Below are 18,478 nucleotides of genomic sequence, written 5' to 3' on the forward strand. Positions count from 1 at the left end.
AAAGTAATTTAAAAAAGGTGTTATTCCAGCGCGTGACGCTGGAATCCAGCTTTTTCATAATCATCGGAAACATTGTATTTTAACATTACTTTTATACTCGTAAATTTAACTAGATCCCAGTGTCTAGCACTGGGATGACAGCATCATAAAGGAATCAATGTCAGATACTTGAATGACATCACTATAAAGTAGATTCCTGTGCTGAAATAGAGGCTACTTAAGTGACAAGATAGATAGAACTGGCATTAATCGGATTTGAGTTACTCAAATGACCAATGAAAACTGTAACCTAAACATTGAAGCACTATTATGCACTAAATAATAACTTTCATACACTTGTCATGGTAGTCGTGAAAGAAATAATTCATACAATAAGCATGAATGAAATAATTGACATGATTTGGAAATTTATATATTATAAAGTATTAATAGTTAGTTAATTTATTAGGTGGAGATATGGGATATAAGTTAAGAAAAAGAGAATATGATTATAATGAAAGTCTATTTAAAGAGATAGGCATTCAAGTACAAGAAGTAGAAGGTTGTAACTTCTTAGAAATATCTAACATAATAGCAAAAAATTATAGAAGGTTATCAATAAAGTGTCACCCAGATAAACCAGGAGGTAGCGATGAAAAAATACAGGCCCTTAACAGAAATAAAGCAGCACTTTTGCAATATATTAAACCACTAAGTGGAAAGAATCAGGGATTAATCATTCCTGAGGAATTGAAAAGGTATTTACAATCAATTCAGCAAGGTCAGAATGATAAGCGTGCAGAGTATTATGCTGTTTTTACTCGGGTAAATATCCTACTGCTCATCTCGTCATTAGTGTCGTATATTTACTTGGGGTTTAAGCTATATAAGGCTGCTAATTTTACTGATGCACCTGGCATTTTGTTTAGTGCGACTCTAATAACATCTGTTACAACTTTTTTCTTATCTGTTTATTTGATATCTTCTTTATTTAAAAAAGCTGTGGATTTGCAAAATCCTCAACGGGAACAAGGTGAAAATTTAGATCAAGAAGAGCTAAGAGATGAGATATCCAAAAGTAAAGCATTTAAATATCTAATTCTTACTTCCCAAATTTCAAATTATCTTCCTCCTATTTTATTAGTAGCAGGTTTGGTGTTACAGTACCAATCTAGTTGCTTAAACAGTAAAATACTCATCGGATTTGCTGTATTACTAGGTTGTAGTTTATTACTACACTTAGCAAGTGAAATCTACGAGAGAAAAGTTGTAAATCTTGTAAAAACTGAAGGAATAGGTGATGAACAAAATGTACCTATAGGAGCATCAACCAAAAAGCCAAGCAGCATTGTAAATCCTGATGGTGCTTTTAACGTCTCGGCTCATCAAGTAGGTTGATTATTCTCCATACTCAAATCTCTGGCTAAAAATAACGAGCCACAAATTAGTATGGTTTTGACGTTTTGAATAGAGGCTTTCAATATGTAATTTGATATTGCATCACTAATTGATTCACATTCGATAGCATTGATTCCTATATTATGAGCTCCTTCTCTAATTAAATCTGTACTTGTTGCTTTAGGTTCAGATTTAACACAAACTGCGCATAGTAGTTTGATGTATGGCTTTAAGTGCTCTAAGAACTCTGCGACGTTTCTGTTACGAGTAACACCAAAGATCATATAGACACCTTCAGTAAAATTGTCTCTTACCCACTTAGCTAACACTCTGGCACCATCATTGTTGTGCGCGCCATCTAGAAATAATTGCCAATCTTTTGGTAATAAAGAAATTAAATTACCTTCTTTTATAGACTCTAGCCGCGCAGGCCAATAAGTGCTCTGTAAACCTGAAGCAATGTCCTCTTCTCCAATATTAAATCCATACTTCCCACTCAAAATGCTACATGCTGCAATTGCGTTTCCTGCATTGATTATTTGATGATCTCCTTTTAAAGATGGCAAAGAAAATTCTATTGATTGAATAGTCGATTGAAAGACCATCCTGTTATTCTGTTTTTCGCAATTCCATTCAAGTCCTCCTCTATACAGAGGAGATTTCTTATTTATTGCATGATGTTCTAATGTGTTCATTATAGATTTTTCTTGTGGTGCTATTACGCAAGGAACATTAGGTTTCATTATTCCAGCCTTTTCACCTGCTATGGTTTCTACGGTAGGACCAAGATATTTTGTATGGTCAAGTGCAATGGAAGTGATGATCGTTAGGATCGGATTATCTATAACATTTGTTGCATCAAGCCTTCCACCCATACCCACCTCAACTAAAGTAATATCCGCTTTATGACGAGCAAAAGCTAAGAAAGCTGCAATTGTTGTGGCCTCAAATAGAGTGATAGGTTGTTCCGCAACTGCTATACGGCATTCTTCCAGTGAGTTGTGTAATTCACTATCATCGACATCAGTGCCTGCAACAACTATTCTCTCATTAAAATTCACTAAATGTGGAGAGGTGTACGTATGAACTTTATACCCTGCTGCTTGCATTATATATCTTATAAACGATAGCGTTGATCCTTTGCCATTAGTGCCAGCTATGTGAATTATTGGCGGTATTTTTTTCTCGGGATTACCCAATTTATTTAGAAAGCTTTTTATGCGATCAAGAGAAAAATCCTTTGGCCTACTGCCAATCGGCTTAGGCCAATGAGGCATGTATATCATAAATTATTGTTACATTTTAATTCATCTATTACACTTGCCATGCCATTCGTATCGATCTTTTCACTAAATTGAGAACGTTGATTAATAGCAATACTTATTCCACTCATTACAACATCGTTTATTAAGAAAGAACTGTCACTTTTAGTAACTTTAAAGTCAATATTTGTAAATTCCTCATCACCATAAGAAAATCTTGTTCCTATCAGACAAGTTTCATCGTCAACTGCTTTTGTACTCATTATGATCATTTCACTATTATTTATGTATTTATACAAAATTTTAGCGCACAAACGCGCGAGATATACTTCATATTCTTTTAGAAACTCTTCTTTTTCTTTCTGAGTAGATAAATTCCAATATTTCCCTATTACAAATCGAGATATTTCTTTGAGGTTAACATTATTCTGAATGATCTTCTGAAGTTCTTCATGTATATGTTCTAGATTTTTTCTGTTTCCTTTCATAGACGTGTTGTCTATTTGCTGCTTCATGGCAAGCACAAAAGTTTTGTGACCTATACAACTCGCGTAAGCACTTGAGGATATTAAAATAAAAATGGTTAAGAGCTTAATAACATTCATAAGATATATTTATTAGCTATGATACTTAAAATGCAAAATTTAACAAAGGCAAAATAATAGTCGCTAGCTCTAACATACCTATAGACATACTCTATATAAATAATCTATAATTAATAGGGGTCTGTGCTATACGTTATGAGTTAAGTTAAATTTCCCGAGCGATAATCTCTGATCAAGGGGATTGCCTCTGTTAATTTCATTGAAATTAGTATGTGATACCCACCTTAACTTTAGGTCTCAGGAATCTACTAAGACTGACGGTAGATATGGATCCCATTTTTATTATTCAGGTTTATGTTAAACCAATATAAAGAACAAGGTGTTTTTTTCTGTTCATCTCATAGGGTGTTTCAAGTTGTAATTGACGTTGAGAAGTATCCTGATTTTGTTCCTTGGTGCAAAGCTGTTTATATAAAAGAAAAAACTGATAGCCAGATGATTGTGGATCTCCTTGCAGCTTTTCATGGCATTAAAGGAAGTTATACATCAGAAGTGACCTACCTTGCTCCAAATGGAATAAATGAAAGTTGGATAAAAGCTGTGTCCTCAAATGGAATATTTAAACATTTATACAACGAATGGAAATTCACTCCTATGAGCAAAAATAAAACTATGGTAGAGTTCTATATAGAGTTTGAGTTTAAATCCAATTTGTTTTCTACTTTATTAAACTCGGTGTATAAATATGCACAAAATAAAATAATTACTGCATTCAAAGACAGACTAGAAAGCCTTGCTGAGTAAAAGTTATCTTGACATTGTTTGTATAAATGCATAAATTTTTTAATAAGTTCAGTATTTCCATTGTAATGATTTTTAGATTATTGTTCTTACTTATTTTTATAAGTGTTAGTTCTTATGCAGCTATTGAACAAAACTTACCCAACACTCAAAAAACTGATGAAATAACACCAAAAGAACTACTGTCCCTATTGCCTGATGATAAATTATTAGGAGATCGAAAAGCACCAATTTTAATGATAGAATACGCCTCGCTCACTTGTTATCATTGTTCTCTTTTTCATAAGAAAGTTTTTCCTAAAATCAAAGAGAAGTACATAGATACAGGTAAGATGTTATACATATTCCGTCATTTTCCTCTAGATTACAGAGGATTAAAAGCTGCAATGCTAAGTTATTGCTATGAAAAAGAAGAAGACTATTTTAATTTTAACAAAGCTGTGTTTAATGCAATAGACTCGTGGAACTACTATAATTTTAGTGATTTAACTATACTACAAAAAATTGCTGCACTAAGCAATTTGAAGCAAGATGTATTTAACCAATGCATTAATGATAGAAAGATGATGGACAAAATTATAAATGATAAATCACTTGCAATTAATAAACTTGATATCACAGCTACTCCTGTATTCATCATCAAGCTTAACGATGACAAATCATACGTAGGGAATGGTAAAATCAAACATGAAGGATATAGAGACCTGGAATACTTCACTAATGTAATAGATGAGTTATATGGAAAAGCTATAGTGAAGTAATAACACTGTAGCTTACCATATAAAAACCCTATGCTGAATCAGTATTTTTTGATACTGTTTGTTGCTTTTTACGCTCAAACTCTCTTTTTTTACTGTGCCAAGCATAATAATACATAGCAATTTTATTCTCTATTAATACTATCGTTCCATCATAAAATTGGACCATATCCATAACTTTTTTCTGAGCTTCGTTAAAGCGTTCTTTGTACTTCTCGCGATAAGCTGGATTGTGCAGTAATTTCACTCCTTCATTATTATTAGATTTCTTGCTTAACGTTTCAACTTCGTTAGCAATGTTATAAGACATATAACCCCCTCTAATTGATTATAAAAATTACATTTTAAGAGAGATGTAAATAAACGATCCCTTAATTCTAGTATAACAATTGATTGTTATACTAGTGAACCATAGTAAAATATATAATAATCTTTGTCACTTAAAATTTTACTTTATAAAATAACAACTTAAAATAAAAAATTTTATTATTCTTAACTCTATTGTTATCTTTATAAATCTTATATAGATTAAACCTCCTTAGTTTATATTATAAAACTTAATGCGTCATAACTTTAGCAGAAAATCGTTGTACATAAGAAGCTTATTTGCAAAAGAGTATAAAAAAATAGAAGAACATTGTACTCTTGATAAGAAACAACGTATTCAAATCACTCCTGAAGAAGGAAAATTATTAAATTTATTTATCAAAATCCATAAAGTTAAAAGCATAGTTGAAATTGGCACGTTATATGGTTATTCGTCAATTTGTATGGTAAAAGCTTTACCGAAAGATGGTCATATATATACAATAGAAAATAATCCTCAACACTCAAGAATAGCAAAAAAAAATTTTAGTGCTTTTAATCTAAGTGATAAAATTACTCTAATAGAAGGTGATGCACTGGAAAAAATTAATGAATTATCAGCAAAGGCACCATTTGACATGATATTCATCGATGCTGACAAAAGTAGTTATCCTAAGTATTTAGATTGGGCAGAGTCATACATTAAACAAGATGGGCTAATCGTTGCAGATAACACTCTATTATTTGATACAGTATTTTTAGAATCGCCTCCAAAAGAAGTATCAGAAAAGTCATGGCATGCTATGAGAGAGTTTAACGATAGATTGTCAGATGAAAAAAAATATTTCTCCATATTGATTCCTACTGACGAAGGAATGACTGTAGCTTTAAAACTAACGCAAGTTAAAAATCAAGGTCAGCGTAATGTCTAGGGGGAGTTAACCCAAAAACTCTCTCTAATAATATTTCGCGAAAACAAGGCCTTGATTTAACAATGGAGTACCATTCTTTTAAAATCTTACTTTTTTCCCATGGGAAACTATTTACGTAGTCTATTATAGAAATATGTGATGCTAAAGTAATATCGGCTAAAGTGAACTTATCGGTTGCAAGCCAAACGTTCTTGTTAATTAAGTGTTCGATGTATTCCATATGGCAAGGCAGGTTATGCTGAGCTGCATGAAGAAATCTAGAGTCAGGGCTGCGGTTAGTAATTACTTTTTCATTCATAATATACTTAGTAACTTCATTGTAAAATTTGCTATCGAACCAATTGATTAAAGCGCGTATTTTAGACTTAATAATAGTGGATGAACCAAGTAATTTGACGTCGCTATTGTAAGTCTCTTCTATATATTCACAAATGGCATTACTATCCGCTATTACAAAGTTATTATCTATTAATACTGGTACTTGTCCGATTGGATTGATCTCCATGAATTCATTCCGCTTTTCCCATGGATTTTCATATACAAAATCACAACTCAGCTTTTTTTCCTTGAGAAGAGCTCTAACTTTTCGTGAAAACGGACAAAGAGGAAAATGATATAAAATCATAATATTCCTCTTTTGTTATTCCAATACCTATATGTTGTCATTCCAGTACGTGACATTGGAATCCAGCTTATTTCATTATGGACATTACTTTTAACATATACTCCTAGAATCCATTGTCCATTGTATAATTTCCAAATATTTTTATACTTGGATCCCAGTACAACTGTACGAACATTGTAGTTTGAGAGCAATCCCCACCGGAAGGGTGTCATTTCAGTGATTGACACTTGAATCCAGTTCTTATTATACAACAGCCTAATGTATTCATTTAAAATTAAGTTTTCTGGATCCCAGTGTCTGGGCACTGGGATGACAGAAGAAGAGTATTTTAGGTAACAGCTGTTTACTCCAAAGTAATGTTGCAAAAGGTCTAACATATAAATTATAAGACTAATATAGAATATACCTTGCTAAAAAAAAAAAAAAGTATAACCTTTTATAAGGTATGCAGGCAAAAATTCTGTAACTTGGTCAGGTCAGAAATGAAGCAACCATATCAGAATCTTTTTGGGTTGCATACCTATTTGTACTATTTGTTTTATTCTAGGCTATGAACATAGCATTAAAATATCGTCCTAGTAGCTTTAAAGATTTAGTAGGTCAAGATATATTGGTGCGTATACTAGAAAATGCTTTTACTCTCAACAAAATTCCACAATCTATACTGCTTTCTGGTAGCAGTGGAATTGGTAAAACCACCACTGCAAGAATAATAGCTTTATGTTTGAACTGCTCATTGGGGCCAACTTTTGAACCTTGTGGATCATGTACAAGTTGTCTGGCAATAAAAAATTCAAGCCATCCAGATGTAGTTGAAATCGATGCGGCAAGTCACACTAGTGTTGAGGATGTTAGAGCCATCTTGGGAGATATTTGCTATTTACCAATAAGTTCTAAGTTTAAAGTTTACATTATAGATGAAGTACACATGTTATCCAGTAATGCATTTAATGCATTACTTAAAACTCTAGAAGAACCACCATCTAGCGTAAAGTTTATTCTAGCAACTACAGAAATAAAAAAGATACCAATAACTGTTATTGCACGTTGTCAAAGGTTTGACTTACATAACATTCCTTCAGCTAAGATAATGGAGCGTTTAAATGATATTGCACAAAAAGAAAATTATTTTATTGAAAAAGAAGCATCGGAATTAATTGCGCACCACTGTAGCAATTCAATGCGTAACGCTTTATTTTTGATGAATCAAGCAGTGCTATATAGCAAAGATGGTACAATATCCACTCAAAGTGTTACAGACATACTTGGTCTAGTAGATAGAAACGTTATATTTGATCTACTGGAAGCAGTATTAGACAGTGATTTACAGAAGGCTTTGTTAGTATTCGACAATGTGGTAAAAACAGCAAATCCGCTCAATATTTTTGAAGATCTACTGCAAACAATCCAGTTAATATGCCGTTTTTTAATTACAAAAGAGATTGATACAGAATATGAGAAGAGCAGAGTAAAAGATTTGAGTGCAAAAAAGTCTTTAATATTTTTTTCGAGATTGTGGAAGGTGCTGCTTAAGGGTATTCAAGATATAAAGGTTTCAACATGCAATGAAATTGCCGCTGAAATGATATTAATTAGCCTTTGTTATCTTTCTGATTTGCCTTCTCCGGAACAGGTGATCAAAAAAATTCTTTCACAGAATGTAGAGCAAGGAAATAGACAGGGCAGACCTGTTGCACCTTCCCCCCCTGTCATCCAAGTAGCTGACTACTCGGATCCAAAAAAATATGTGGAAAAACCCCACTCTGTTATCCCAGTGCGTGACACTGGGATCCATGTGAAAAATAAACAACAAAATTACGATTTTGATAAGATTTTGCAACTATTAAGGCGGAGTAACCAAATTTATCTTTACAAACAACTGTGTAGTAATCTACAATTAATAGATTGTAAATTTGGGTATTTAAAATTAAAAGCTGTATCTAACTTGAACGGTAATTTTTGTAATGACTTGAAAAGTTACTTAAATCAAGCTACTAATCAGGAGTGGGTTATTATAGTTGATACAAGTTATATGAATAGGGAAGTGAGTAATTTAAATTATGCACCTGCAGTTAAGGATATATTAAATACGTTTAAAGGTGCAAAGGTAGTTAATATAGAAAATAAGGAGTAGGTTGTGGATTTCAGTCAAATAATGAAGCAAGCGCAAGAAATGCAAAAAAAGCTTGCGGAAGCTCAAGAAAAGTATATTGGAAAAGAGTTTCAAGGTATTTCTGGTGGTGGTAAAGTTTCTGTATTAGTGGAAGTGATAAAAATAGGTAGCTATAAAGCTAAAAAGGTAAATATAGACTTAGAACTTATGAGAAATGAAGAAAAAGATATAGTAGAAGATTTAGTGACAGCAGCATTCAATGATGCCATCAAAAAAGCAGAAGAAGATATGGCAAATGCAACTTCTGATCTTGCAGGTATGATGGGTTTACCGCCTGGACTTAAACTTCCTTTTTAAATTTACTACTGAAGTTTGCCTTAATGCAGTAACTAAGTGTTTTCCTTTTATACTAGTACTTCCATGAAGTACATTCATATTACTGCATGAATATGAAGCAATTCACAATGATGAATGCAGATCAGAAGATAAAAAGACATTAGTGAAATAGGTGTCAGAAGATCAAGAGTAAAAAAAGTAGAGTAACTCTATTTATTAATTAATAAAATCTTTGTATTTTCCTAAAAGTTAGTTAAGATACAGAAGGTTTTGTGTTATTAAGTTAGCACTTGACTTAACTTTAGTTATTATTTAGACTGCTAAAGTGGAATTTTAATTTTTTTAACGAGGGCAATTATGCATTATAAAAAGTTTTTTTCGGCAGCTGCTTTAGTGACGTTGCTAAGCCTATCAAACTCTGCTTTTTCATCAAACCCTATTGGTCCAATAAGTGATGAAGAAACTAGCTACTACGTTCGTTTACAATACAACGGTGAAATTTTACCTTTTTATACAAAAGTTGATGGTATTACAAATGCAACAGGTAAACAAAAGGATAGTCCCTTTACAAGATCTTTTATAGCTGGTGGTGGTGCATTTGGTTATAAAATGGATGACATTAGAGTTGATGTTGAAGGGCTTTACTCACAATTGGCTAAAGATACAGCTGTAGTAAATACTTCTGAAACAAATGTTGCAGACAGTTTAACAGCATTTTCAGGATTGGTTAACGTTTATTACGATATAGCGATTGAAGATATGCCTATCACTCCATACGTTGGTGTTGGTGTTGGTGCAGCATATATCAGCAATCCTTCAAAAGCTGATACAGTTAAAGATCAAAAAGGATTTGGTTTTGCTTATCAAGCAAAAGCTGGTGTTAGTTATGATGTAACCCCAGAAATCAAACTCTTTGCTGGAGCTCGTTACTTCGGTTCTTATGGTGCTAGTTTTGATAAGACAAATAAGGATGATAATGATATCAAAAATGTTCTTTACAGCACTGTTGGTGCAGAAGCTGGAGTAGCGTTTAATTTCTAGTCTATCTTTGTCTTATTATCCCAGTGGGTTTTTCTTGTCATTCAAGTAGCATGACACTGGGATCTAGAAAAAAGAAATGTGAATTCCAGTGTTTGAGCACTGGAATAACACATTATTTATTTAATGTAGTTTTTATAGTTACACGCTAGCAATTTTAATGATACATTTAGGTAGCTGTTGTTAAGATCTCAATTAGATGTAAAATTGTGCTTTTTTAATTAAAGCTTGAATTTTTCACTGAAAATCAATATATTATATGTATAGAGTTTTAATTTAAGTTATTATGTTGACCCCAGTAGCAAATTTATGTGTTAATAGTAGCACTAATCTCATGCAATATATTGCTGAAGTGCGAAAATTTCCTATGCTTTCCCCAGAAGAGGAAGTGCGATTAGCAAAAAATTGGCAAGAATACCAGGATATTTCTTCTGCTCACAGGTTGATTACTAGCCATTTGAATTTGGTAGTAAAAATTGCAATGAAATTTAAGAATTACGGTCTATTGTTGATGGACCTGGTCATGGAAGGAAATATGGGTTTAATGCATGCAGTGAAAAAGTTCAATCCTAACTTGGGATTTCGTTTTTCAACTTATGCAGTATGGTGGATTGAAGCTTCAATGAAAGACTTTATATTAAAATCTTGGTCACTTGTAAAAATAGGTACAACGCAAGCACAAAGGAGATTGTTTTTTAGTTTACGTAAAATAAAAAAAAGAATTTTACAATACACAAACAGAGAAACTTTGAGTAAAGAAGAAATAAAAGCAATATCAAATGAGCTTTCTGTATCTGAAGAAGATGTTGTACAGATGAGCTATCGTCTGGCTTGTAAGGATCAGTCGTTAAATAATTGTATAAAAATAGGTGATGACTCTAAAAAGGAGTTACAAGATATGATTCCGTGTAATTTAGTTAGTCAAGAAGTAGCTTACCAGAATCATGAAGAAAAGGCATTAAAAGAAACAATTTTAAGCAATGCGCTGGCAAGTCTTAATGAAAGATCAAGAGACATTTTCATTAGCAGATATTTATCTGAGAATACTCAGACTTTGGATGAGCTTAGCAAAAAATATTGTGTTTCAAGAGAAAGAATAAGACAGTTGGCTGAGCAAGCAATGAGTAAGGTAAAACAACATGTAAAATCAGAGAGTTTGAAACTTGGTTTACATGCGTAGTCTTTTTGTATTTCTAATATTTTTTTCAATAGACACTCTTGCATCGGTTAGTAACGTACAACTGAAGGAAAAATATAAAGATTGGCTTGTGTACACTGCATTGGAAGATGGTGAAAAAGTGTGTTACATTGTATCTCATCCTAAGAAAAAAAGTGAACATTATACAGCTGACCGCAAGCCGTATGTAATGGTCAGTTACGTTGATAAAAAAGCAGATGAGGTGAGCGTCACTTCTGGCTTTCAGTATAATAATGAGCCTGTAGTTCTCAATATCGATAAAAAAATTAAATATCAATTGCCAATAATACAGGGAAGTCTTGCGTGGACAGATGATACAAAAATGGACCAAGATTTGATTCTAAAAATGAAGCAGGGATTATCAATGGTAGTTAATGGAAAAGTAAAAACAGCAAATGTTGATGATACTTATTCCTTGCTTGGCTTTCAAAAAGCGTACCAAAAAATGCATGACTTATGCCATACAAAGTAAATTATTGATCACTAAAGTATAAGATAGGCTGTTTTGTCTCTCAGACAAAAATATGGATATCACTTTACATAGAATATGAATATCATTTAAAATATATTTTTGAGAATTAATATGTCAAAAATTGTAGATATAGGAATCAAAGAACAAAGTTCTGTGTGTGAACAAATGCGTTTTAGTGTAAGTCGTGCAAGCCTTTTAAATACGCTATCCAGGGTAAGTGGAGTGGTTGAAAGGCGCAACGCGATAGATGTTTTAGCGTGTATAAATATCAAAGCACAATATGGTAGCATAAAATTGAAGGCTACTGATCTTGACATTTCAATATTTGCCTCACTTACTGCAAATGTATCAGCAGAAGGAGAAGTGAAAATCTCAGCACATACTTTACATGACATAGTGAAAAAATTGCCAACTAATTTGGATGTCAATTTCGAAATGAATAATCAAGGAAAATTATTGATATCCTGTGGAAATGCAAATTTTTCTTTACCGAACGTAGTTTCAAATAACTTCCCTGTTCTTGAAGAAGGTGATCATCAATACGATTTCACTCTACTAAGTGCAGATTTGGTAGACTTGTTGACTAAAACGAAGTTTGCTGTGTCGCTGGATGATACAAGGTATAATTTAAACGGGATATATCTGCATACAGATGAGCAATTTCTGTACTGCGTTGCAACTGATGGCCACCGTTTATCATGTATAAAAAGGCCTAAACCTGAAGATATCAACGGAGAATTTGGGGTGATCATTCCACGTAAAACTATCATGGAATTGTTGAAAGTATTGGGTGATTGTAATGAGATAAATATAAAACTTTCAGATAGAAAAATCAAATTTACATGTGGTGAGTATATTCTAATATCAAAATTGATAGATGGGACTTTTCCAGATTACAAAGCTGTCATTCCAACGTCTCAAGATAAACAAATGATTGTTGAGAGTAGTAAGCTTGCTAGCGTTATAGATCGGGTTTCTGTTGTTGTGTCCGATAAAATAAAATCAATTAAATTTTCATTGCAAGAGAATTTATTAACTCTACATTCAAATTCCCAAGAGTGCAGTGATGCGACTGAGTCTATAGAGGTGGATTACGATGGAGCTCTTATGGAAGTAGGATTTAATTCTCGTTATTTGCTTGATGCTTTATCTTGTATAAAAAACAAATGTAAGGTCAGCCTATCAGATGGTAATAGCGCTACAATTATCACTGATGAAGATGATCCAAGTGCATTATATATAGTAATGCCAATGAGGACTTAAGCTAGTAATCTATCTTTACTAAGTATAAGCCGTGAGGCGGTGCTGTGATTCCAGCGGCGTTTCTTTTGCATTGACTTAATATATTTAGCATTTCTTGTGGATTAGTTCTATTTTTTCCAAATTCAACTAAAGTACCAACAATAATCCTCACCTGGTTATGTAAAAAGGAAATCGCAGATATTTTGATGTATATGTGACTTCCGTTTTGTACTATATCAATATCATCGATTGTTCTGACCGGATTTGTAGCTTGACAATCTTTTGAGCGGAAGCTTGAAAGATTATGTTTTCCAAGCAGGTGTCTAGCAGCTTCACGCATGATGTTTACGTCAAGTGGGTGCAATACTTGCCACACATAACCGATTTCCAGAGCTGCAGGAGCGTAGCGATTAATTATTCTATATTCATAATATCTTTTTTTTGCTGAAAATCGTGCATGAAATGCATCATCTACAGCTTCTGCACTAAGCACAACTATAGGAATCGCTTTTAAGTGATAGTTTATTCCATTTCTTATTCTGTAAAGCTCAAATTGCCTTTCCATATTGAAATGAGCAACTTGCCCTAAAGCATGAACCCCTGTGTCAGTTCTGCCACCACAATGCAAAGAGACTCTCTCGCCACTGAAATTAAATATAGCGTTTTCTATGGTTTCCTGAATTGAGTTAGCAGAGTGTTGTTGCTTTTGCCAGCCAGAGAAACCACTACCATTGTATTCTATCGTTATTTTGTATCGCACTACAAAGTCTATCTATCTAATTTTAGGTAACTAACGTTCTTCGTTATTAAAAAACCCTTGGCAGATTGGTTGCGTTCAATTACCATGGAGACTATACAAGTTAATAAATGATCCATGGCACATAATCCAGAAGAAAGAAATAATGATAAGCAAAAAGCACTAGATAATGCAATAAGTCAAATTGAAAAAGCATTCGGTAAAGGTGCAATAATGAAGCTAAAGCAAAACCCTGTAGAAAAAATAGACACGATATCTACAGGGTCGATTGCACTTGATTCAGCTCTGGGTGTTGGGGGATTGCCAAAAGGACGTATAATTGAGATATTTGGCCCTGAGGTTCTGGTAAAACTACCCTTGCTTTGCATGTAATTGCTGAAGCACAGAAAAAAGGAGGTTTATGTGCATTTATCGATGCGGAACACGCACTGGATGTTATATATGCTCGTAAACTTGGAGTGAAAACTGATGATTTGGTAATTTCACAACCAGACACTGGAGAGCAGGCGTTGCATATTGTTGAGTATTTAGTGTGTTCTAGTGCAGTTGATGTAATAGTTATTGATTCTGTTGCAGCACTAACTCCAAGAGCTGAAATTGAAGGGGATATGGGCGATCAGCACATGGGATTGCAAGCAAGGCTTCTAAGCCATGGACTCAGGAAACTAACTTCTGTAGTTTCAAAAGCAAACTGTATATTGATATTTATCAACCAAATTCGTATGAAAATAGGAGTAGTATATGGAAATCCTGAAACTACCACTGGTGGAAATGCGTTAAAATTCTATACTTCTATAAGACTTGATATAAGAAAAGTTGGTGCGATAAAGGATAAAGAGAATATTACGGGTAATGAAACGAGAGTTAAAGTTGTAAAAAATAAAGTCGCTCCTCCATTTAGAGAGGCAAAATTTGATATAATGTATAATGAAGGCATATCAAAACTTGGGGAAATAATAGATATAGGAGCAAAACTTGGTGTCCTTGAAAAGGCAGGCGCTTATTATTCATATAACAATACGCGTCTTGGGCAAGGAAGAGAAAATGTAAAAAGCTACCTCAAGGCGAATAAAGAAATTGCAAATGAAATAGAAACAAAAATCAGAGATTTATTTAAAAATCATGATAATTCTATTACAATAGAAGAGGAACGCGAACAACTTCTAGAAGAATCAGTATTCTAATCTAAATTAGTTTGTATTGGGCAGTATTCGTTTGCTATACTAAAGTTTCACTCTCAACCGAGTTGATGAAAGCTGCGTTATCTCCTTGCAGCATTAGGTGTATATTCTTTGCTATTTTTTCCACTAAGAGGATAGCGTTATCAAAATTTTCAAATTTTGATAATACATAATCTGCTAAGCTTTTCCGATTTTCAGGCCTACCTACTCCAAATCTCAAACGCCAATAATCGTTACCAATAAAGCTATCTATAGACTTAAGTCCATTGTGTCCAGCAGAGCTACCGCCTTTTTTTACTTTTATTCTTCCGAATTTTAAGTCAGCATCATCATGTATGACAACAATATTGTCTAGCGATAATTTGTAAAAATTTTTTATTTTTGCAATAGGAATACCTGAATTATTCATAAATGAATAAGGTTTTATCAGCATGATTTTATTATTATTAATTATGCCAGAGGTTATCAAGTAATCAGCTTTATTAGAAAATGACTGAAAATTCCAATATTTGTGAATTGCGTCAATAACTATGAAGCCAATATTATGGTGAGTTAATTCATATTTACTACCAGGATTACCAAGCCCAGCTATTAAATGCACTACTCCTCTGTTTTTGTTTGAGGCTCTTCAACATCACTATCAGCAGCAGAGATTGTTACAATGGTGAAATTTTCTTCTTCATGAGCTACAAATTTAACACCTTCTGGCAATTTTACATCATTGATATGTATAGACTGACCAATCATTTTGCCAGACAAATCAATTTCTATGACTTGAGGTATTTTCTCAGGAGAGCATTTGACAGTAATAGAACGACACAAAACATTAAGCACTCCACCTAATTTGATTCCTGGTGATTTACTTTCATTGATGAATGATAAAGGTATATCTATTTTAATTTCACTACCTTTATCAACAAACTGAAAATCAACATGTTGCACAGTATCCTTTACTACATGCCATTGAATATCACGAACAAGAGCATATTCTTTTTTCCCTGAAATATCTAGTTCTATTAAATGTGCAGAAAGAGCACCTGATTTATATTGTTTAGTAAATTCCTTTGCAGACAATGTCAAATTTACGTTATCATGCCCTTTGCCATATATAACTGCAGGTATACTTCCCTTCTCCCTCAGAGCCTGCATCGCTTTCTTTTTTTTTACATCACGTAACTCTGCATTAATTGTTACCATTTCTTGCTGTGCCATCGATTACTCCTATTCAGCTAATCCTTTTTATATAATTTAATAATATAACATAAAAATATTTATTTCAAACTTCATTCTTTCACACTAATTCTTTGTGGAAAAATTTATTTAGATATATACTGAAGATTACGTAGTAAGGACTATGAGTATTGACGATCAAGTAGTTTTTAAGATTTATAAGCCAACAAAAACTGCAACACAATCTGGTTTAGGTAATACAAAATTCTGGCACCTAAAAATTGAGCCTTGTTCTTACTATATTGAACCTTTGATGGGGTGGTTTGGATCAAAAGATCCCCAAAAACAGATTGTATTAAAGTTTGATTCTCTTGAAAAAGCAGTATCTTACGCAAAGAAACACAACACAAAGTACACAATTGAAATGCCAAAAGATGTTAAAAGACTGCCAAAATCTTATGCGAATAATTTCGTATCAAAGTAAGTTTTATCGTAGTGTGTTTATCTAAAAGCCTAAATTTAAGAACATATCTTGAAAGGACTTAAGTGGTTAAGCATATATTAAAGAGTTCTTGAAGTAAGGAGAGCACGCTCATACGTCAAGCAAACAATGTTTACCTAAAATTCTTTGACATTAGCAGCTTTCTTGCCCCGTTTTCAGTAACAGTGATTTTGTAATTCTTCTATATATTAGAAAAATTTTTATTTTAATTAGCCATAGGCGCCTATTGGTTTTTAGCTAAAGTAAAGGTCAAGTATCTGAAATTCTGGACATAAAATCCTCCTGTGTAAAAAAGATTAGAAAAAAGTGCAGCGCACATATGACAGAAATTAAGCACACTTACATGCTCTGAAGAAGATACGCTACGCTTTTTGATTAAAAATTTGACTGAAAAGTCTGCAGACGAAGATAGATTTTGAGCTCTTAAAATATCTCTAACTGTAATGATAATCAGATTTAAAATATATGGAAGCAATTTTTTACGTTAATATTTCAAATTTCCCTTGCAAGATAGGTTCTAATTGTTACTCTAGGTTTTAAATTGTGCTAACGCACTGCGGCTATTTAGAGAGTTGAACCTGGCTAGCTAGTATCAAAGAGTTATTTTTTTATATATTTCTCCATAAGCTTTACAAGCCCCTTTTGGATTACTCAAATAACTTCATTCTGCTTGAAGAACTTTTATGTTGCTTTGCACTAAATTAATTTCACGTTCTATTTGTGTTAGCTATTTATTTAGTGAGTGGACATGTAATTTTACCTTAAATGACCCTATAATAAAAACATAGTTATTGAAATAATACAGAAGGTTCTTATGACAACCTCTGTATAGCTCTTAATTTTGCTGAACGCGCACGCGGATTTGCATTTATTTCTTCCGCACTTGCTTTAATCACTTTTTTGTTTAAAAGGGAGAATATCTTGGTAGGTCCTGGTTCACACAAATCTTTAAAAAGGGTTTTAACTATACGATCTTCTAGAGAATGAAAGGTAACTACAATTAATTTGCCGTTTTCACTTAAAATCTCAGATGCAGCTTTAATACCCTTTTTAAGCTCTCCTAGCTCATCATTTACCCATATTCTGATTGCCTGAAATGTTCTAGTTGCAGGGTCAATCTTGCTTTTTCCACGAAACACTACAGAACGTACAATATCCGCAAGTTCAAATGTAGTTTTGATAATTTTCTTCTTCCGCGCATTTACTATCGCTCTTGCGATTTTACGAGAATGACGCTCACCCCCATAATTATATATAGTGTTCGCAATCTCTTCTTCACGTAAAGCGTTAACAAACGTCGAAGCATTCATATGAGAATAGTTATCCATTCTCATGTTAAGTGGGCCATCACGTAGAAATGAGAATCCTCTATCTCCATTATCAAGCTGCATAGATGAAACTCCAACGTCGAAAACTATTCCATTGATACCTTTAATATTATTACTATCTAATAAATTTTTAATATTACTAAATTTCTCAATAAATAGATTTATTCTATCAGGGTATTTAACGTTCAGATCATCATAAAATTTGGTAACTGTTTCATCCCTATCAATTGCATACACTTTGCAATCAGCGGATTCCAATATTGCTTTGCTATATCCTCCAGCTCCAAACGTGGCATCCACATATATACCACCACTGTGTGGTGACAATTGCAGTATCATCTCTTTTAACAAAACTGGAATATGTGTCATATCAAGAGACTTTGTGCACTTAAATTAAAATAACTTTCTCGCCAAAAAATATATGGAAATATATAGGTATAGTATAAGAATATTTAAATATAATCAACGATATAAAAATTTAATAAGATAATATTATTAATATAACATTTACATAATTCACGTTTGAAAAAGTAAG

19 protein-coding genes, 2 other RNA genes and 2 pseudogenes are annotated in these 18,478 nt (G+C 33.0%); 14 read left to right on the forward strand and 9 right to left on the reverse strand.

Going from position 1 to position 18,478, the window contains the following annotated elements; translation table 11 throughout:
• The first annotated feature begins 456 nt into the window (after positions 1–456).
• Positions 457–1,377, forward strand: a complete 921-nt coding sequence (locus OM967_RS05830; RefSeq protein ID WP_264337784.1) for a molecular chaperone DnaJ — start codon at positions 457–459, stop codon at positions 1,375–1,377.
• Here OM967_RS05830 and OM967_RS05835 read toward each other — a convergent pair.
• Together OM967_RS05835 and OM967_RS05840 are read right to left on the reverse strand one after the other, a co-directional pair.
• Positions 1,365–2,663 (reverse strand): bifunctional folylpolyglutamate synthase/dihydrofolate synthase, encoded by a 1,299-nt coding sequence (locus OM967_RS05835; RefSeq protein WP_264337785.1) that lies wholly within the window; start codon positions 2,661–2,663, stop codon positions 1,365–1,367. The two genes, OM967_RS05830 and OM967_RS05835, sit on opposite strands and share 13 nt — an antisense overlap.
• Positions 2,660–3,244, reverse strand: coding sequence for an MlaC/ttg2D family ABC transporter substrate-binding protein (locus tag OM967_RS05840; protein ID WP_250120217.1), 585 nt, complete (start codon positions 3,242–3,244; stop codon positions 2,660–2,662). Before OM967_RS05840 ends, OM967_RS05835 begins: the two co-directional genes overlap by 4 nt.
• Before the next feature lie 115 nt (positions 3,245–3,359).
• On the opposite strand from OM967_RS05840, the gene ssrS reads away from it, so the two are divergent.
• The 3 genes from ssrS to OM967_RS05855 all read left to right on the forward strand — a co-directional run bounded on the left by ssrS (position 3,360) and on the right by OM967_RS05855 (position 4,746).
• A non-coding RNA gene (ssrS, locus tag OM967_RS05845) (6S RNA) lies at positions 3,360–3,521 on the forward strand.
• Positions 3,522–3,538: 17 nt separating this feature from the next.
• On the forward strand, positions 3,539–3,988 hold the full coding sequence (locus OM967_RS05850; protein ID WP_211907632.1) for a type II toxin-antitoxin system RatA family toxin: 450 nt from the start codon (positions 3,539–3,541) through the stop codon (positions 3,986–3,988).
• Positions 3,989–4,014: 26 nt separating this feature from the next.
• On the forward strand, positions 4,015–4,746 hold the full coding sequence (locus OM967_RS05855) for a thioredoxin domain-containing protein (protein ID WP_250120216.1): 732 nt from the start codon (positions 4,015–4,017) through the stop codon (positions 4,744–4,746).
• A gap of 28 nt (positions 4,747–4,774) precedes the next feature.
• Here OM967_RS05855 and OM967_RS05860 read toward each other — a convergent pair whose 3' ends face one another.
• The gene (locus OM967_RS05860; protein WP_010403908.1) at positions 4,775–5,053 is read right to left on the reverse strand and encodes a DUF2671 domain-containing protein; all 279 of its coding nucleotides are present in this window, start codon (positions 5,051–5,053) and stop codon (positions 4,775–4,777) included.
• A 250-nt stretch (positions 5,054–5,303) separates the two neighbouring features.
• On the opposite strand from OM967_RS05860, the gene OM967_RS05865 reads away from it, so the two are divergent.
• Positions 5,304–5,981: an O-methyltransferase gene (locus OM967_RS05865; protein WP_006013497.1), complete on the forward strand. Its 678-nt coding sequence runs from the start codon at positions 5,304–5,306 to the stop codon at positions 5,979–5,981.
• Here the strand turns inward: OM967_RS05865 and OM967_RS05870 are convergent.
• Complete coding sequence (locus tag OM967_RS05870; RefSeq protein WP_211907634.1) at positions 5,953–6,606, reverse strand: glutathione S-transferase family protein; 654 nt, start codon at positions 6,604–6,606, stop codon at positions 5,953–5,955. The two genes, OM967_RS05865 and OM967_RS05870, sit on opposite strands and share 29 nt — an antisense overlap.
• Before the next feature lie 197 nt (positions 6,607–6,803).
• Positions 6,804–6,932: pseudogene (locus OM967_RS08160) on the reverse strand (WPE palindromic element domain-containing protein); the annotation flags it as partial.
• 109 nt (positions 6,933–7,041) lie between these two features.
• Between OM967_RS08160 and ffs the strand changes: the two are divergent.
• The 7 genes from ffs (at position 7,042) to dnaN (ending at position 13,026) form a co-directional block, all read left to right on the forward strand.
• An RNA gene (gene ffs / locus OM967_RS05880) (signal recognition particle sRNA small type) lies at positions 7,042–7,140 on the forward strand.
• A gap of 16 nt (positions 7,141–7,156) precedes the next feature.
• Positions 7,157–8,740: a DNA polymerase III subunit gamma/tau gene (dnaX, locus tag OM967_RS05885; RefSeq protein ID WP_264337786.1), complete on the forward strand. Its 1,584-nt coding sequence runs from the start codon at positions 7,157–7,159 to the stop codon at positions 8,738–8,740.
• Positions 8,741–8,761: 21 nt separating this feature from the next.
• Entirely contained in the window at positions 8,762–9,076 is a 315-nt protein-coding gene (locus OM967_RS05890; RefSeq protein WP_211908748.1) for a YbaB/EbfC family nucleoid-associated protein, read from the forward strand.
• A gap of 336 nt (positions 9,077–9,412) precedes the next feature.
• A complete protein-coding gene (locus OM967_RS05895) occupies positions 9,413–10,096 on the forward strand; it encodes a P44/Msp2 family outer membrane protein (protein ID WP_264337787.1) in 684 nt (227 codons plus the stop codon).
• Positions 10,097–10,379: 283 nt separating this feature from the next.
• Positions 10,380–11,273 carry an RNA polymerase factor sigma-32 gene (locus OM967_RS05900; protein ID WP_250120214.1) on the forward strand — a complete coding sequence of 298 codons (894 nt, stop codon included), beginning with the start codon at positions 10,380–10,382 and terminating at the stop codon, positions 11,271–11,273.
• Positions 11,266–11,763 (forward strand): invasion associated locus B family protein, encoded by a 498-nt coding sequence (locus tag OM967_RS05905; protein ID WP_211907639.1) that lies wholly within the window; start codon positions 11,266–11,268, stop codon positions 11,761–11,763. The genes OM967_RS05900 and OM967_RS05905 overlap by 8 nt, the downstream gene beginning before the upstream one ends.
• A 111-nt stretch (positions 11,764–11,874) precedes the next feature.
• Positions 11,875–13,026, forward strand: a complete 1,152-nt coding sequence (gene dnaN, locus OM967_RS05910) for a DNA polymerase III subunit beta (protein WP_211907640.1) — start codon at positions 11,875–11,877, stop codon at positions 13,024–13,026.
• Position 13,027: 1 nt separating this feature from the next.
• Here the strand turns inward: dnaN and truA are convergent, their stop codons facing one another.
• Positions 13,028–13,765: a tRNA pseudouridine(38-40) synthase TruA gene (truA, locus tag OM967_RS05915; RefSeq protein ID WP_211907641.1), complete on the reverse strand. Its 738-nt coding sequence runs from the start codon at positions 13,763–13,765 to the stop codon at positions 13,028–13,030.
• Between the two features lie 114 nt (positions 13,766–13,879).
• Here truA and recA point away from each other — a divergent pair.
• A pseudogene (gene recA / locus OM967_RS05920) lies at positions 13,880–14,946 on the forward strand (recombinase RecA).
• A gap of 34 nt (positions 14,947–14,980) precedes the next feature.
• Here the strand turns inward: recA and pth are convergent.
• Both pth and OM967_RS05930 read right to left on the reverse strand, forming a co-directional pair.
• Positions 14,981–15,544, reverse strand: coding sequence for an aminoacyl-tRNA hydrolase (gene pth, locus OM967_RS05925; protein WP_211907643.1), 564 nt, complete (start codon positions 15,542–15,544; stop codon positions 14,981–14,983).
• Positions 15,544–16,155: a 50S ribosomal protein L25/general stress protein Ctc gene (locus OM967_RS05930; protein ID WP_211907644.1), complete on the reverse strand. Its 612-nt coding sequence runs from the start codon at positions 16,153–16,155 to the stop codon at positions 15,544–15,546. The genes pth and OM967_RS05930 overlap by 1 nt, the downstream gene beginning before the upstream one ends.
• A 142-nt stretch (positions 16,156–16,297) precedes the next feature.
• Between OM967_RS05930 and OM967_RS05935 the strand changes: the two genes are divergently transcribed.
• Positions 16,298–16,597 carry an ETC complex I subunit gene (locus OM967_RS05935; RefSeq protein WP_211907645.1) on the forward strand — a complete coding sequence of 100 codons (300 nt, stop codon included), beginning with the start codon at positions 16,298–16,300 and terminating at the stop codon, positions 16,595–16,597.
• An 830-nt stretch (positions 16,598–17,427) separates the two neighbouring features.
• Here OM967_RS05935 and rsmH read toward each other — a convergent pair.
• Entirely contained in the window at positions 17,428–18,312 is an 885-nt protein-coding gene (gene rsmH / locus OM967_RS05940) for a 16S rRNA (cytosine(1402)-N(4))-methyltransferase RsmH (protein ID WP_264337788.1), read from the reverse strand.
• Positions 18,313–18,478 lie beyond the last annotated feature (166 nt).

This window comes from Wolbachia endosymbiont (group B) of Dolichovespula media (genome assembly GCF_947179505.1).
In the GTDB taxonomy this organism is placed as follows: Bacteria; Pseudomonadota; Alphaproteobacteria; order Rickettsiales; family Anaplasmataceae; genus Wolbachia.